Here is a 15,662-nt window from a genome sequence, read left to right as displayed (position 1 = left end):
TCACCAGATGAATCGTTCGCTTCTGCACTAACTGATAGGGGGAGGCGGCTGTTTTCTGTACAAGTATAAATAGACTGCAATTGACACTGACGCTGTTAAAAAAGCCATGCATGCAGCCAAAATAAAAGGCGCTGGGCGACCGCCTGCGATTATTAGCAGTGTCCCTAAGGAAGGTCCAATTATAACGCATAGCATTTGGATACTTCTGAACGACATGGAGACTCTTCCGATATTTTCAGAAGGGCATAATTGTTGGAGGATTATGTTTGAAGATATTATTAATATCTCATAGCTAAAGCCATTCACAAACCAAACAAACGGATAGAGGTAAGCTCTACCAGGGACTTGGAAAAATACTAAAGCAGCAGTCAGTATTAATGCTGCGGAGAAAATAGCTAATGCGTGTGATCGAAGTAGAATCTCATCGACATTGTTCAATTTTAACTTCATCAGCAGCGCGGCACCTATCGCGCCTCCGGCTGTTGCGGAAACGATTACTGAAAAATTAACTGGAGGTAAGCCTTCGTAGGCTAGAAAGGACGCCAGATGCGGGTCGTAAATTCCTAAAGCCAGCGACGTCAGTAGGGAATACAAAAAGCCTATGCGTAGTTGAAAGGGCAAGGCGTTGAATATGGAAAGCCCTCTTGCTATGTCGCGATAGAATGAGAGAGTGTTCGTAGAGCAGTCGTTCATTTGCGTTTGGAATGTCAGACAAATAAGCCTTAGGGGTGGAAGGGTTAATAAAACGGCGGCAGCAGACAGAAAGAATAAATCCTTAGGTGATAATACTAGCGTTAATAAACCTGCAAATAGCGGCGCAAAAATTTTGGCGGATTGATCAAATATACTAACGTAGCTGAAGAAAGATTTACGCTCTTCAGAGCGTATCAGCTGTCGAACCATAATGGTTATTGAGGGGAAGTATAATAAGTTTGACACACCTTTGAACAAAACGAAGAACAGAAAGCTCTGAAGGTCTGGAGACAATGCTAGCGCTACAGTAGATAGTGTGCGGAGTAAGGCGCCAAATACCAGTGTTTTCCTTACGTCATGCCGATCTATCAGCGTTCCGACGATAGGGCCAAGAAACAACATTGGGGCGCCCAAGCAAAAAGCCAGAAGCGCTATCGAGGAAGGAGAGGCGTGCCATAGATAAACGGGAACCGTGAAGATCAAAAAGATATCAAGCCATAGTGATAGGCTAGATAGCGCTTGCACGTAAATGATTTTACTTGACATTTTCATTGTGCTGCACTGGATTAAGAAAAAGTGTGTCTTCGAATACGAAACCGTCGAGTTCATGTTCTCTGGCGAATCGATACAGGTCGCTCAACCTATTAATAAAGCCGCGGCCGTTAAAGTTTAGGGAGGTATTACAAAGTACTCCGACTCCTGACACATCACGATAGGCGCTCAGTAACTGGTGCATGCGAAGATTCTGCGATGCATTCACTGATTGGGGTCGCGCAGAGTTATCAACATGCGTTACAGCTGGAATTTTAGATGAAATAACTTTGCGAAATTCCAGCATGAAGGGTGAGGGGTTAGACGGGTAGAAGTATTCAGACATGCATTCTTCTAAACATATCGGCGCAATAGGCCGAAATCCCTCGCGCTTCTTGATTGTGTTCAATCTAACGAGGTTTTCTCTAGGGTAGGGCGCCGCTAATATTGAGCGATTTCCCAAGGCCCTAGGCCCCATTTCATATCTGCCTTGTACCCAGCCAAATATGCAGCCTTCATGAAGCAATCGCGCAACACGTCGCCTATCATAGGGTTCACTAATGAAGGTGCCGGTGCTATCTATGTCAGTGTGTGATGGCTCACCTGCATAGGGTGACCAAGTTATCTTAGCAAGTCCCTTGGTATGCAATAACGCATCAATCGCAGTTCCAATTGCAGATCCACTGTCGTTTGTGCACGGAGGAATAAATACATCAGAGAATAGTTGTGTTTCTTTCCATTTGGAGTTCCAGTCACAGTTTAATCCGCATCCGCCGACGATCAATAAAGGGGCATCATCAAAAACTAGTTGCTGTACGGCGTCACGAAATAGATTGAAAATTGCGTTTGACAGGTGATGTGCAAGTGATGCAAGTCGAGGGTCGTCAAGTCCAATGTTGTAATATTCACTGTTGCGGAAATGTTGCTTGTGAAGCTGTCTAAAATTCAAGTTCTCGTCGAGTAGTGTCGCTATTATGTGCTTGGCGTCCTCATCAATTTCACCGTTTTCACCATAAGCAGCGAGCGCCATGAGTTTGCCAGCATCACTCAAACGAATTTGTCCGGCGCCAAGATTAAAAGTAGGATCCGCGAGCGCATATAAAAAAGCAAATCTGTCCCCGGGGTTATCAAGTGCACTACCTAATTTAATAATATTCACGTTCTCATCGATTCGATAGAATGCACCGAAGTAGCCCTCCCAGAGTAATGCGTAGCAAGGTTGCCCTTGTGGGAAGGGGGAGAGCCCGTATCCGCATAAAAGGTGTGAGCGCTCATGGGAAGATGAAAAATAAGTAACGTCGTGACCAAATATTGAGCGTTTGTGATGAATGATCTGCTTTAATCCAGAGTAACCTGCGCCAATGCTGTCGCTTTCTGAGCTCAGGCCTGTACTCCATCCACTCTGAGCTACTATGTCCACGGGTTTATTGATCATGTGAAAAATTTTCAACAGTGTGTCGGCCGTCACACTTGAAAAACGAAGGCCGTTATCTTTTTCTGCTTCGACGGAAAACTCCAAGTGGTTACCAATAATGAGAGCTACTGCCCCGTCATGTCCATCTTTAAGGCCAAGAATTACAATGTCATCATGTTTTACATTGAACATGCCCAGTCCCTCATCTGATTCCGTCTAGCAGTTCCCTTACTTCGGTGGTGTACGAACTCCCCGTTCCATGCCCCGCCCCCACCAAAAAAATGACTTGTTCCGAGGGAAGGTTTACGTCTAAGAGTTCATTTATTTCTTTGTCATGAAAGTAACCGGTCAACCAAGGATGTAAGCCAAGCGCGGTGATTAGCAAATTTGCAGTTTGTGATAAATGTCCAACGTCCAGCAGCATTGGGCGATAGGCACGAGAGTGGGGGTATTTCCACCAAAGCTTGTCAAAGCGAGAGGTGAAAAAAATTGCGAATGCTAAATTATTTGCCCAGTGCTGGCCGCATAAATAAGTAGACATCACTTCAGGAGGAAGATCACGTACTTTCTCCAACGTATGCTGCTCACTTATATAATGATAAATGCCAGGTGCGAGATCCTCGACGTTTCGTACCCATACATAACCCTCCGTCGCCTGTAGACCTCCGGCTGAAGGAGATGTCCTTCTGAAGCCGAACTTTTGAGCGCCAACCGGAGCGTCGTAATCGGTATCTTTTTTGTCTGCTAAAGTTCCATACAGTATGGTTGCCAGTGACAATATTGACACTGAAGTATCAAAGAAGTCTCGGCATGTATGACGTGCCAAAAGGGTCTCCCAAAGGCTCGCTTCCTTAATGGCTGAAATGTTTGGAGGTGGCAGTAATGTTCTTTCGCCACCTTTTATTAAAGAAATATTAGGTTCGTTTTTATGTATTGACTCACAAAAATTCAAGTAGCTTTTAGCGTATTCAATGTACATTTCAGGCTTGGCTGGAGTTGGCGAATTTGGATGAGATGTTCCAATATGGAATATTTTTGATAGCACGTCCCAACCCCATTCATCGGTTGGTTTGACTTCATGCAGTACTCCAGATGTGTCTATGGCTATGTCATCGTCTGTGTCCGATACGTAATCGCCTGCGGAAAAATTCACTAGCCGCTCAAATTCTCCAGTACTTATTTGATATTGAGCGTGATTTCTATAATCCCACAAATAAGCCGCGCCATCTTTAAGCACCAGAAATATGTCGTTCGAGAGCCATTTTTTTTTCGCAGTACACATAGCCGCCTGACCACCTATTAGTGAAGTTTATTTTTAGTGGCTGCCTGGGCCGGAGCCCAGGCGGTACATCATTATTTAACGTCTAGCTTTCTGCTGTCTGAAGCTTCGACAATGCTCCTCCCGTCGTTGGGAGTAAACTTGTAGTGGGGCACAGTCACCGTCTTGATTGAGAAGTGAGGGGTCTGGTATGCGTCGTTTGACTGATTGTTAAGCGTCGGTTCTATAATTACTCGTTTCATATATAGTTCCTCAGGGGTATTGCATTCGCAGAGTTGCGATGCGCTTAAACCGTATGAGTGCCTATTGTAATTGTCAATTTCAATTTTTGAAGTTTTATTGTTTTTCAGTTGAATCTTTGTGTGTTTTTTCGGAAGCGTGTCGGAATGTTCTGGTTGGTATTTCCTACATATAGCCCCACCATTGGTTTTAAAAAATACTGATTTTTATACAGCCCTGTAATATCTGGTTGCATTTAAGTCAAGGGCCCAATGACGTCGTGGTACACATATGTTTTTCGCGGGTGGTCAATGCTAGAAGCGTTGAGTCGAGGACACCAAGCATGGCCATGGGGAGCCTACGTTGATTTTGACCTGTGGCTGGCAATTACCCTGCGGCCGATACCGGCGTACGTGATATCTATTGCGCGTTATGATGCGTTCGGTACTGCGGGTAGTTCTTCGAAGAACCAGCCGATCTTGAAGGGAACGATGTGCCAGCGCTCTTTAAAAGGCGAATAGAACGCCAAGATGAACTGAGTATCAGATGTTAAAAATTAAGCCCGCACTAATGCGGGCTTATTTATGGTCGGGATTTATCTGTTGTATTTATTGAAATGTCCGTTAAAGCGGACATTTGGGACGCTTTTCCCAAAAATGTCCGATATAGGGGACATCTGGTTTTTTTTTGAAGTGAGGCCTTGATTAGCCAGCAGTTGGCCTATCGAAGCCTCGATGTTCGATGACACGAAACACATCGCTCACGTCCTGCACCATAATGCGCGCGGTGTTGGCTATGTTATTCAGGTCGCGCTCGGCGAAGTCCGGCAGGCTGGAGCAGGCGATCAGGTTGAGGTGTTCAAGGGCTGCGTTTAGGCGTTCGCGCAGGCAGGCGTGGAGGTCGAGCAGTGGGGCGTCGCTGTCGATTAATAGCACGGGGTAATCGGTGGCGGTTTCGGTGCATGGGGTGAAGCGGCGGGGTGGTAGTTGTTGGGTCATGGTGAATCCTTAACTCGAGAGAAGAATGACCACCGTTTGCTGCGAAACAAATTGGGTGGCAGCTGTACGCGGGTTCGCAGACCGAGGAGTTAAGACCCGGCAGACCCGAAGGTCTCCCACGCACAGCCGCCATAACAAGACGGCCGTTGGTAGGAGCGCCAGGGCAGTTTTGACGGGTGCGGAATTAACTCTGTAGGGCTGCGAAACCCTATCGCCGGTCAATGCCAGCGACGGGGCGAACTATAAGCGCCGATCTGGCCGGCCGCAACGGCTGCGTAGGACGAACACTGGACCTTCTGCCAAAGCCTAACCCCTGTGGGAGCCGGGCTTGCCCGCGATGGCGGTGTGTCAGTTAACGTAAATAATGGCTGAACCACCGCCATCGCGTGCAAGCCCGGCTCCCACAGGGAATAGTGAAGGGTTTGATCGTTTGGATTAACCGGTGAATTGTTCTTTAGCTAATCGGACATTGCCTACAAATCGAAAGGCCCCCGAATTCACAATCATAAGTTTCCGTGAAGAGATATGTTATTTTCTCTTTGTTTCTCCAGTTTTTCTGTCTTAGTCGTGCGTCATTGAAAGTGCGCTTTTATCGGCATCGAATCATTTAAGGTTCGGCCTTGATGATATTCAATGATGGAGAATTGATGATGAATTTTATTAAAGTCGTTGGCGCTGTTCTGGTGTTGGCGGCAACGGGGTCTTTTGCCTACGCGGATGGCCGGATATTCACCGCGTCTGTTGATAATAAAGGCCAGGTCATTGCGCAATCGCCCCAGTGGCTGAAAGAGGTGAAGTTAACGGCGCAGCCTGATTACTTCTCAGAATACAAAGTCCGCTTTGTGCCCGGCGTTTTCAAACAGCCGCCGCGTTTCTGTTCAGTTTCAGTAACAGATGTAAGCTCCAATGATCATATCTTCTATGGCCATGCGAAGTTGGGCAGTCTGCCAGCAATTAACTACGTGAATGTCTTGACACTTAAGGTGGGCGATAATAAACCGGCGGGTGATTCGTCGATGGGTTTCATGTTGATGTGTGTTGAATAAATATTTCTTCTCAGAAGCCCCGGTATTGCCGGGGCTTCTCTCAATCATTACTCGTGATCAATATCCAGCTTCGCAAACGTCACCCGTGCGCCTTCCTTGCTGTTGCCACTGTTGTCCTGCACATACGCGCCGGCCTTGAAATACAGCGGTTTGGCGCCCCACGCGGCACCAATGCGCTCATTCCATTGGCCGTCAGCGGCCTCGACGGTCAACAGCCCGGCTTTATTGAGGTTGATCACGTAGGTGAAACTCTTCTCCAGCGGCACATTGGAGGCCACGATAATCACGCGGCCTTCATCTTCATCCGGGCGCATGCGCACCTTGGCGACGATGTTGCCGGTCTGGGTCTTTTCCTTGAATTGGTATTCCAGCTTGATCAGCGGTTTCTGGCTGTCATAGGCGTGTATCTGGCCGATCACGACTTTGCCGGAAGAGGGCACTTGGTTAACGGCCAGCGTGGCACGCAGAAAGTTGTCGGCGTCGGTATACGTCCAGTTGCGCAAACGCCCATCGGCGTAGGTTTCGCGCAATTCGCTGCGCGGGTAGACGGCGTTTTCTGTGCGGGTGCCGGTCACGGGTGTCCAGAATTGCACGTCGCTGCCTTCGGCCTGGAAATATTGGTCCTTGAAGCCGCTAAGCAGTTTCGGGGTGTCGATGGTCGTGGGCGGCGAGCCGACCGGAATGCTCAGGTTCCAGGTGGAAAAGTCGATCATGGTGTTGGCCTTTTTACAGAGGTGAGGCTTTGGCCCGGGGGCCATTCAGGTTCTTTATAGGCGGTGATCGTCCGGTTGTTAAACAATTGCTGGCAATTTATTGGCGTCAGAGGAATGCCAAAAAGCCATGTTTCCCATGGGGCGCGGGCTGTAGCGCTTGACCGTTAGTCGGCTTCCTGAGCTTTGGCGCAATGATGGCACCCGGGTCACTTCTGCTTTTTTAGAACCGGGGCTAGAGTGAGGCCTCAGTGTTTGTCCGGTTTTTATATCAGAAGTGACCGGTACAGCCCTTCAAGGAAGAGACGTAGCATGGATTGCGCTCCACACCCCGGCGACGGCAGTTCGGTTCTTCTGGTGGTTGATGACTACCCGGAAAACCTCATCAGCATGCGTGCGCTTTTGCAGCGTGAAGATTGGCACGTGATGACCGCCGCTTCCGGGCTGGAAGCGTTGGAGTTACTGCTCGCACACGAAGTCGACCTGGTCTTGCTGGATGTGCGCATGCCCGGCATGGACGGCTTTGAGGTTGCGCGCCTGATGCGTGGCAGCCAACGCACACGCATGACGCCGATTATCTTCCTGACCGCCCATGCCCAGTCGCCTGCCTCCGTATTGGAAGGCTATGCCAGCGGCGCCATTGATTACCTGTTCAAACCTTTCGACCCACACATTCTCAAGCCCAAGGTGCAGGCGTTGCTGGAACACCAGCGCAACCGCCGTGCCTTGCAGCGCCTGAGCCATGACCTGGAATCCGCGCGCGCCTTTAACGCCTCGGTGCTCGACAACGCCGCCGAGGGCATCCTGGTGGTGGGCGAGGGCAGTGTGATCGAGTACGCCAACCCGGCCATTTCTCGGCTGCTGAATGCGACGATGGCCGAGTTGCAGGGCGAAAGCTTTTTGAGCTTCCTGCAAAAGCCCCATGTGCCGGCCTGGCTGGGGTTTGCGATGTACGAGGCGTATCGCAAAGGTGAGACATGGCGCCAGCACGACGCCATTTTACGCACCAGTCGCGGCCAGCAGGTGCCGGTGGCGTTGTCCTGCGCGCCGTTGCCCGCCGAGCAGAAGGCCATGGTCGTGACGGTGCTGGACATGTCCGAGGTGCGCCATCTGCACCAGCAACTGGAGTTCCAGGCGGTGACCGACCCGTTGACCGGCCTGCTGAACCGACGCGGCTTTCACCAGGCAGTGGAAAACACGTTGCTGCGCAGCGAGCGAAACGAGCAGTCGCTGGTGCTGCTCTACCTGGACCTCGACGGCTTCAAGCGGGTCAACGATTCGTTGGGCCACGACGCCGGAGATCGGGTGCTGCGTTGGGTCTCTGAACAAATGCAGGCGTGTCTGCGTTCCTACGACATTCTTGGGCGGATGGGCGGGGATGAGTTCACCGCATTGGTGGAGCTGGAATTCCCGGAACAGGCGGCGAAGATTTCGGAAAAACTGATCGAGCGCGTGTCGGTGTGTCAGCAGGTCGACGGTTTGGATGTGATGCTCGGCGTCAGCATTGGCATTGCGACTTTCCCGGACTGCGGCTCTGACCTCAATGGCCTGCTGCGCGCGGCCGATATAGCCATGTACGAAGCCAAGCGTGCGGGGCGTCAGCAATATCGCTATTACGATCAGGAAATGAACGGCCGCGCCCGCTCGCGTCTGATGCTTGAAGACAGCGTGCGTACCGCGATTCAAAACAAGGATTTCACCTTGGTGTACCAGCCCCAGGTCTCGCTGGAGGACGGGCGCTTGCGTGGCGTCGAAGCGCTGTTGCGCTGGCAGCACCCGAGCGTCGGCGATGTGCCGCCGGGCTTGTTTTTACCGTTGCTCGAAGAAGCGCGGCTGATCAGCCAGTTGAGCGCCTGGATCTACCAGCAGGTCGCCGCCCAACGCCAGGCCTGGCAAACCAGCTTCGATGAAGAACTGGTGCTGAGCGTGAGCCTGAGCAGCAGTCAGTTCAACATGCCCAACCTGGCCGGCCAGCTGCAGCAGGTACTCGAGCGACATGGGTTGCAGGCGCGGCAGCTGGAGGTGGAAATCAGTGAAGACAGCTTGATGAGCAACCTTGATGAAACCAACAAGCAGCTCAGGTTGCTGCGGCGGATCGGCGTGCGTATTGCCCTGGATGACTTTGGTTTGGGCCAGTGTTCCCTGGCCCATCTGCGTGACCTGGAGTTCGACACGTTGAAGCTTGACCCGCAATTGGTGGCGCGTCTGCCGGGTTCGGTGCGGGACGCCGCGATGGCCCGCAGCATCATCCAGTTGTGCGGGCATTTTGATGTGTTGGTGATCGCCGAAGGCGTGGAAACACTCGAGCAGGCGCAGTGGCTGAAGGCCAATGGTTGCTCGTTCGTCCAAGGAGCATGGGCGGCTCAGCCCCTGATTGCTGACGAAGTGGCCGATTGGTCTCACCCCCGTCTGCTTTGAATTCGCTACACTGGCGCCCATTCGAACCCTGTTGCAGACCCCATGACCGCGCTGAAATACCTCCAGGCTTACCCCGCAGCGCTCCAGGAGCAAGTGCGCCAGATGATCGCCAAGGATCAGTTGGGCGCCTACCTGGAGCAACGCTACCCCGAGCGCCATGCGGTGCAAAGTGACAAGGCGTTGTACAGCTATGCCCTGGCCTTGAAGCAGGAACACCTGCGTAACGCGCCGGCCATCGACAAAGTGCTGTTCGACAACCGCCTGGACCTTACCCACCGCGCCTTGGGCCTGCACACCACGATTTCACGGGTGCAGGGCGGCAATCTCAAATCCAAGAAAGAGATTCGCATCGCGGCGTTGTTCAAAGAGGCGGCGCCGGAATTTCTGCGCATGATCGTGGTGCACGAGCTGGCACACTTCAAGGAATCGGACCACAACAAGGCGTTCTACAAACTCTGCGAATACATGATGCCCGGCTACCATCAGGTGGAATTCGACCTGCGGGTGTACCTCACGTATCGCGACTTGCAGGGCAAGCCCTAACCTCACCAGGCGACCAAGCATGGACGTGAGCAAGACCAAAAGCAGTTTCTACCGCCGCCTGTACGTGGCGTACCTGATCGACAGCGGGCTGGCCAGCAGCGTCCCGGCGTTGACCGACGCCACCGGCATGCCGCGGCGCACGGCGCAGGACACGATTGCGGCATTGGCCGACCTGGATATCCTGTGCGAGTTCGAGCAGGAAGACGGCGCGCGCAATCATGCCGGGCGCTATCGGATTCGTAGCTGGGGGGCGATTGACCGCAAGTGGATCGAGGCGAATCTGGGGGCGATCAAGCAGGTGTTGGGTTATCCCTGACACCGGCTGGTGGTTGGTCTGGCCTCATCGCAGGCAAGCCCGCTCCCACCTGTTGAGTTGTGAACGCTGCCAAAGGTGGGAGCTGGCTTGTCTGCGATGGCGCCCTCACTGACGCCGCATACCAATGTGCGGAATATCGTCCTCCAGGTATTCCTCACCCTCCGCCACAAAACCGTACCGCCCGTAATACCCCTGCAAATGCGCCTGGGCTGACAGAAAGATCGGCGTTTCAGGCCAGATGTCGTCAATGCGCTTGAGGGCTTCTTCCATCATTTGATGGCCCAGCCCGGTGCCGCGTGCCACTGGCGCGACGATCACTCGGCCAATCACCACGTCACCGCCCTGGGATTGCGGGTCCAGCAGCCGCAGGTAGGCCACCAGCTCGTCATCTTTCCAGGCCATCAGGTGGTGGGTATCACCCGAAAGGTCCTGCCCGTCGAGGTCCGGATACACGCACTGCTGTTCAACGACAAAGACCTCGCTGCGCAAGCGCAGAAGGGCGTAGAGCTGGTCCTTGCCCAAGTCTTCCTGGTGTTTGCAGACCCAACTAACCGTCATGGTGTGTTCTCTTGTTAATGGCTGGAGCCGATAGTAAGCGTGACGGTCAGAACTGTCTAAATTCAGCATTTTTGTGAATGGCGTCAATTTGCCATCATTCCGTGCGCGCGCGGCCCGGTTCTTTGTGTAATCTGCAATGCAGGCTCATTGATGAGCTACTGTTATCAAGCCACTGCCTGCCCGCCAAGGACTTTAAGCATGCCGCGATTTTCTCGTGCCGTTGCTTTGATAGGAGTGTTGTTGCTGACCACGCCAGCGGTCGCACAACGTCTGCGTTTGGTGGCGGATGCCTGGCCACCGTTTACTGATTCGACATTGATCAACGGTGGGTTGGCCACCGACATTGTCAGCACGGCCCTGGCGCGCGCCGGCTACGCCAGTGACTTTGAGCAGGTACCTTGGGCACGCGCGTTGATGGGCGTGGGTGATGGCCGCTATGACGTGTTGATTAACGCCTGGTACGACGAGGCGCGCACGCAACTGGGGCAATTTTCCGCTGAGTACCTGCTCAACCGCGTGCGGTTTATCAAGCGCCGGGACGACCCCATCGACTATCAAAACCTGGAACAGCTGCACGGTGAGCCCATCGCCGTGGTGCGCGGGTATGCCTATTCGGCGGCGTTCGACCAGGATGCGCAGTTGCAGAAAGTGCCGGTGCATAACTTCGCCATGGCCGTGCGCATGCTCGCGGCGCAACGCGTGAGGCTGACGCTGGAAGACGAATATGTCGCCCGCTATTACCTGGCACGCGAGTCGCCACGGGTGCGCAATGCGGTGGAGTTTTTACCCCAGGCGTTGAGCGAAAACAGCCTGCATATTCTGGTCAGCCTGAAGAACCCCGAGCATGCGCAGATTGTTGCCGGTTTCGACCGGGAAATTGCCAAGATGAAGGTCGATGGCAGTTATGCACGGCTGATGAAGGCGCATGGGATGTGAACGGGGTGAATGCTTTATCGTGCCAAGCAGGCTTCTCGTGGCAAGCGGGCTTCCTGTGGCAAGCGGGCTTCTTGTGGCGAGCGGGCTTGCCCCGCGTTGGGCTGCGCAGCAGCCCCAATACCTGACACCTTGATTTACCTGATGCACCGTGGCGGTCTTTTCTGGGGCCGCTTCGCGCCCCAACGCGGGGCAAGCCCGCTCGCCACAAGAAGCCCGCTCGCCACAGGAAGCCCACCCGCCACAGGAAGCACCGCTGCCATTAAGCCGCGCGCGTGTCCTTGATCAGGTGCGCCGCCAGCGTGCGCAGCGGCCCCAGTTGCCGGCAGATCAACGCTAACTGCGTCTGCACCAACCGCTGCCCTTCATCGATCTCATCCGGCATCTGCTCCAGGTCCGCTGCCAGGGCTTCTTCGGCGTCGCTTTGAATTGCGATCGGCTGCTTGTTGGCCAGCCCCGTGGCGATCTCGTCGATGCTCGCTGCCAGGCTGTTGCCGGCGCCGTCGATCAAGTGCTCACGCACTTCGGCCGGCAGTTGGGTTTCGCGGTGTGCGCCCAGCCCCGACAGGTAACTGAGCAAGGTGTGCGACAGCACCAAAAAGCGGAAGCCTACGTCAGCTTCTTTGCGAAAGTGCCCAGGCTCCATCAGCATGTTCGCCAGCGTGGTGGACAGCGCCGCATCGGCGTTGTGCGCGTTGCGCCGGGCCAGGCGGTAGGCCAGGTCGTCGCTCTTGCCGGCGGCGTATTGCTGCATGATCTGGCGCAGGTAGATGCTGTTGCAGGTCAGGGTGTTGGCCAGCACTTTGTTCAGGCGCCGGCCCTGCCAGTCCGGCAGGAACAGGAATACCGCCAGGCCCGCGATCAGGCTGCCAATCAGCGTATCGAACAGCCGTGGCAGGAACAGCCCGTAGCCATCACCCACTTGGTTGAAGCAGAACAACACCATCAAGGTGATTGCCGCCGTGGCCAGGGTGTAGCGGGTGGTGCGGTTGATAAAGAACACCAGGCCGGCGGCGATGGCGAACAGCGATTGCACCAGCGGGCTTGGGAACAGGTCGAACAGTGCCCAGGCCACGGTCAGGCCGATGGCCGTGCCGATGATCCGTTGGCCGAGTTTGCGCCGGGTGGCGCCGTAGTTGGGCTGGCACACGAACAGGGTGGTGAGGATGATCCAATAACCCTGGGAGGCGTGAATCGCATGCAGGGTGCCGTAGCCGATGGTCAGCGCCAGGGCCAGGCGCAAGGCATGGCGGAACAGCAGCGAGGTCGGCGTCAGTTGCGTGCGCAGGCGCGTCCACATTTCCTTGAGGTTGCGTGGCGCACGGTCCAGCAGGTTGCTGTCGGTGGCGTCCGCGAGGGCGTCGGGGTTGCTGGCGTCGCCGAGCAGGCGGTCGAGGGTCGACAGGTTGGCTGCCAGGGCGCGCAACGAGCGCAGCAGACCGCGCCACGCCGGGTTGCTCTGGATGCGCAGGTGTTCCAGCGAGGCATTCAGGTCGCCCAGCGCTTCGGCGAAGCTGTCGTCGTAAATGAACGGCTGGCGCAGCTGGATCGACTCGCCCAGGGTCTGGCAGGCCTTGCCTTGCTGGCGCAGCAGGCGCTGACAGCGGAACAGCACGTCGCTGTGGAAAAAGGCGTCAGCCAGGGCGTTGTACGGGTAGTGCGAGGAGCTGGCGCGTTCGTGGATGTCCTGGGCGAGGAAGTACAGCTTCAAGTAGCGGCTGACCTTCGAGCCGGGCCGACCATTGCCCACGCGGTGCAGGATGATTTCCTTCGCCGCATTCAGCGCTGCCACAACGCGCCCGTTTTGCTGGGCGAGTTCCAGGCGGCGCGCTTCCACGTCCAACTGGCGGATCGGTTCGAACAGCGACGATTTGAGCTTGAGATAACGCCCCAACTCGCGAAACAGCCGCGCCAGGCTTTGCTGCACCGGCTGGTTGGAAAACAGCACCTGCCACAGCACCGAGAGCACGCCATACCAGGCAGCACCGGCCACCAGCAGCAGCGGCTCATGCCAGAAATCAGAGACGGCGCCACCGCGCTGGTCCACACCAATCATGGTGTACACCGACAGAATCAGCGTCGCCGAAGCAATCGCGCCATAGCGTTCGCCCAGCGCACCCAGCATGGTCAGGCAGAAACTGGCCAGGGCCAGGGCGATTGCGAACATCCACGGGTAAGGGAACAGCAGTTCCACCGACAGCGCGGCGATGCTGAAACACACCAGCGTCACCGCCAGAGCGTTGAGGCGGCCTTGCCAACTGTCATCGGTCTCGGCCAGGGCGCTGGCGATAATCCCCAGGAACAGCGGGATCAGCAGCGTCATTTCGTCCTGATACCAGCACAGCGCCATGCTGCCGGTGAGGGCGATGAACACCCGTACGCTGTAGCTGAATTTATCCAGCGCCCACAGGCGCCGCATGGACTGCTTGAACGAGGTCGATGACATGAAGTCTGGAGTCTTCCGGGACGATGCCGCTAAATTGAGCTATCAAGGACGCCACGGCAAGCGTAGCGATCACATCGATGCGCAAAATAACTTCCAGGCACACCACAAGACACATGTGGGAGCTGGCTTGCCTGCGATAGCGATGTTGGATTCACCACCGCTATCGCAGGCAAGCCAGCTTCCACAGGGTTTTGCATTTCAAGGTTTAAGCGGCGTCAGGCGTATTGCGCGGCGGCGTAGCCCGACGCCCAGGCCCACTGGAAGTTGAACCCGCCCAGGTGACCGGTCACATCCAGCACTTCGCCGATGAAGTACAGCCCCGGGCTTTTCAGCGATTCCATGGTCTTGGACGACACTTCGCGCGTGTCAACGCCACCCAGCGTTACCTCGGCCGTGCGATAGCCTTCAGTGCCCGCCGGCACCAGTTGCCAGCTCGACAGCTTTTGCGCGATGTCGGCGATTTCGGCGTGGGTGTACTGCTTCATCGGTTTGGATGCAAACCAGGTGTCGGCCAGCAGGTTGGCCATCTTCTTGGTGAAGATCTCACCCAGCAGGGTTTTCAACTCGCTGTTGGGGCGCTCGACCTGTTGCTGTTGCAGCCAGGCGTGGGCGTCGTGGTCGGGCAGCAGGTTGATTTCCACTGTGTCGCCGGTTTCCCAGTACGAGGAAATCTGCAGGATCGCCGGCCCGCTCAGGCCGCGGTGAGTAAACAGGATGTTCTCGCGAAAACTCTGGTCGTTGCAGCTGACCAGGCAGTCCACCGAGGTGCCGGACAGCTCGCCGCACAAGTCCTTGAGCTGGTCGGTGATGGTAAACGGCACCAACCCAGCGCGGGTCGGCAGCAGTTCGTGGCCGAACTGCTTGGCTACCTGATATCCGAACCCGGTAGCGCCCAGGGTCGGAATCGACAGGCCGCCCGTGGCGATCACCAGGGATTCGCAGCGCAGCTCACCCAGGGTGGTTTGCAACTGATAACCGGCTTGCAGCTTGGCAATCTCCTGAACCGACGTGTCCAGGTGCATGCTCACGCCGGCTTGAATGCATTCATCGAGCAGCATGCCGAGGATGTCGCTGGACTTGTTATCGCAGAACAACTGGCCGAGCTTTTTCTCGTGGTACGGCACGCCGTGCTTGGCCACCAGCCCGATGAAATCCCATTGGGTGTAGCGGGCCAGGGCAGACTTGCAGAAATGCGCGTTGTGCGAGAGGAAGTTGGCCGGCTCGGTGTACATGTTGGTGAAATTGCAGCGGCCACCGCCGGACATCAGGATCTTTTTGCCGGCCTTGTTCGCGTGGTCGATCAACATCACCTTGCGCCCACGCCCGGCGGCCGTCAGCGCGCACATCAAGCCTGCGGCGCCGGCGCCAATGATCACAACTTCGGTCGAGCGCACAGCAATGTCCTCACAAAAAAATTGATCTGAAATGCAATCAAATGTGGGAGCTGGCTTCTGTGGGAGCCGGGCTTGCCCGCGATGCAGGCACCTCGGTATATCAGTTACACCGAAGTGATGCTATCGCAGGCAAGCCAGCTCCCACATTGATTCGGTTCCCACAG

Annotated in this window: 13 protein-coding genes and 1 pseudogene; 6 read left to right on the top strand and 8 right to left on the bottom strand. The window is 55.0% G+C overall.

The features are described from left to right. Nucleotides 1–27 precede the first annotated feature (27 nt). The 3 genes from FPT15_RS00810 to FPT15_RS00800 are packed head-to-tail and all read right to left on the bottom strand — an operon-like array spanning nucleotide 28 to nucleotide 3,920. Complete coding sequence (locus FPT15_RS00810; protein WP_256676299.1) at nucleotides 28–1,239, bottom strand: MFS transporter; 1,212 nt, start codon at nucleotides 1,237–1,239, stop codon at nucleotides 28–30. Beyond that, nucleotides 1,229–2,830, bottom strand: coding sequence for a carbamoyltransferase C-terminal domain-containing protein (locus FPT15_RS00805; protein ID WP_218570652.1), 1,602 nt, complete (start codon nucleotides 2,828–2,830; stop codon nucleotides 1,229–1,231). The genes FPT15_RS00810 and FPT15_RS00805 overlap by 11 nt, the downstream gene beginning before the upstream one ends. Nucleotides 2,831–2,840: 10 nt before the next feature. Then, nucleotides 2,841–3,920, bottom strand: a complete 1,080-nt coding sequence (locus FPT15_RS00800; protein ID WP_145157619.1) for a SagB family peptide dehydrogenase — start codon at nucleotides 3,918–3,920, stop codon at nucleotides 2,841–2,843. A gap of 632 nt (nucleotides 3,921–4,552) precedes the next feature. Here FPT15_RS00800 and FPT15_RS30285 point away from each other — a divergent pair. Next, nucleotides 4,553–4,657: pseudogene (locus FPT15_RS30285) on the top strand (fructose-bisphosphate aldolase); the annotation flags it as partial. 183 nt (nucleotides 4,658–4,840) lie between these two features. Here FPT15_RS30285 and FPT15_RS00790 read toward each other — a convergent pair. Next, nucleotides 4,841–5,134 (bottom strand): fructose-bisphosphate aldolase, encoded by a 294-nt coding sequence (locus FPT15_RS00790; protein WP_145157614.1) that lies wholly within the window; start codon nucleotides 5,132–5,134, stop codon nucleotides 4,841–4,843. A gap of 647 nt (nucleotides 5,135–5,781) precedes the next feature. Between FPT15_RS00790 and FPT15_RS00785 the strand changes: the two genes are divergently transcribed. Further along, nucleotides 5,782–6,180 carry a hypothetical protein gene (locus FPT15_RS00785; protein ID WP_372241429.1) on the top strand — a complete coding sequence of 133 codons (399 nt, stop codon included), beginning with the start codon at nucleotides 5,782–5,784 and terminating at the stop codon, nucleotides 6,178–6,180. 47 nt (nucleotides 6,181–6,227) lie between these two features. Here the strand turns inward: FPT15_RS00785 and FPT15_RS00780 are convergent, their stop codons facing one another. After that, the gene (locus FPT15_RS00780; protein WP_145157612.1) at nucleotides 6,228–6,893 is read right to left on the bottom strand and encodes a polysaccharide lyase family 7 protein; all 666 of its coding nucleotides are present in this window, start codon (nucleotides 6,891–6,893) and stop codon (nucleotides 6,228–6,230) included. Between the two features lie 309 nt (nucleotides 6,894–7,202). On the opposite strand from FPT15_RS00780, the gene FPT15_RS00775 reads away from it, so the two are divergent. The 3 genes from FPT15_RS00775 to FPT15_RS00765 are packed head-to-tail and all read left to right on the top strand — an operon-like array spanning nucleotide 7,203 to nucleotide 10,167. Beyond that, the gene (locus FPT15_RS00775; protein WP_145157610.1) at nucleotides 7,203–9,308 is read left to right on the top strand and encodes a bifunctional diguanylate cyclase/phosphodiesterase; all 2,106 of its coding nucleotides are present in this window, start codon (nucleotides 7,203–7,205) and stop codon (nucleotides 9,306–9,308) included. Between the two features lie 42 nt (nucleotides 9,309–9,350). After that, entirely contained in the window at nucleotides 9,351–9,851 is a 501-nt protein-coding gene (locus FPT15_RS00770; RefSeq protein WP_094949103.1) for a M48 family metallopeptidase, read from the top strand. Nucleotides 9,852–9,870: 19 nt separating this feature from the next. Beyond that, on the top strand, nucleotides 9,871–10,167 hold the full coding sequence (locus tag FPT15_RS00765; protein ID WP_106575620.1) for a helix-turn-helix domain-containing protein: 297 nt from the start codon (nucleotides 9,871–9,873) through the stop codon (nucleotides 10,165–10,167). Nucleotides 10,168–10,272: 105 nt separating this feature from the next. Here the strand turns inward: FPT15_RS00765 and FPT15_RS00760 are convergent, their stop codons facing one another. After that, complete coding sequence (locus tag FPT15_RS00760; RefSeq protein WP_145157608.1) at nucleotides 10,273–10,725, bottom strand: GNAT family N-acetyltransferase; 453 nt, start codon at nucleotides 10,723–10,725, stop codon at nucleotides 10,273–10,275. A 198-nt stretch (nucleotides 10,726–10,923) separates the two neighbouring features. On the opposite strand from FPT15_RS00760, the gene FPT15_RS00755 reads away from it, so the two are divergent. Beyond that, the gene (locus FPT15_RS00755; RefSeq protein WP_145157606.1) at nucleotides 10,924–11,661 is read left to right on the top strand and encodes an ABC transporter substrate-binding protein; all 738 of its coding nucleotides are present in this window, start codon (nucleotides 10,924–10,926) and stop codon (nucleotides 11,659–11,661) included. A 259-nt stretch (nucleotides 11,662–11,920) separates the two neighbouring features. On the opposite strand, the gene yccS is transcribed toward FPT15_RS00755, so the two are convergent. Both yccS and FPT15_RS00745 read right to left on the bottom strand, forming a co-directional pair. Further along, nucleotides 11,921–14,104 (bottom strand): YccS family putative transporter, encoded by a 2,184-nt coding sequence (gene yccS, locus FPT15_RS00750; RefSeq protein WP_145157603.1) that lies wholly within the window; start codon nucleotides 14,102–14,104, stop codon nucleotides 11,921–11,923. Nucleotides 14,105–14,319: 215 nt separating this feature from the next. After that, entirely contained in the window at nucleotides 14,320–15,498 is a 1,179-nt protein-coding gene (locus FPT15_RS00745) for an NAD(P)/FAD-dependent oxidoreductase (RefSeq protein ID WP_145157600.1), read from the bottom strand. Between the last annotated feature and the right edge of the window lie 164 nt (nucleotides 15,499–15,662).

It is taken from the genome of Pseudomonas sp. RGB (genome assembly GCF_007713445.1).
Taxonomy (GTDB): Bacteria; Pseudomonadota; Gammaproteobacteria; order Pseudomonadales; family Pseudomonadaceae; genus Aquipseudomonas.
The sequence above is the reverse complement of the archived record's forward strand: the minus strand, read 5'-3'. Positions and strand labels throughout refer to the sequence as shown.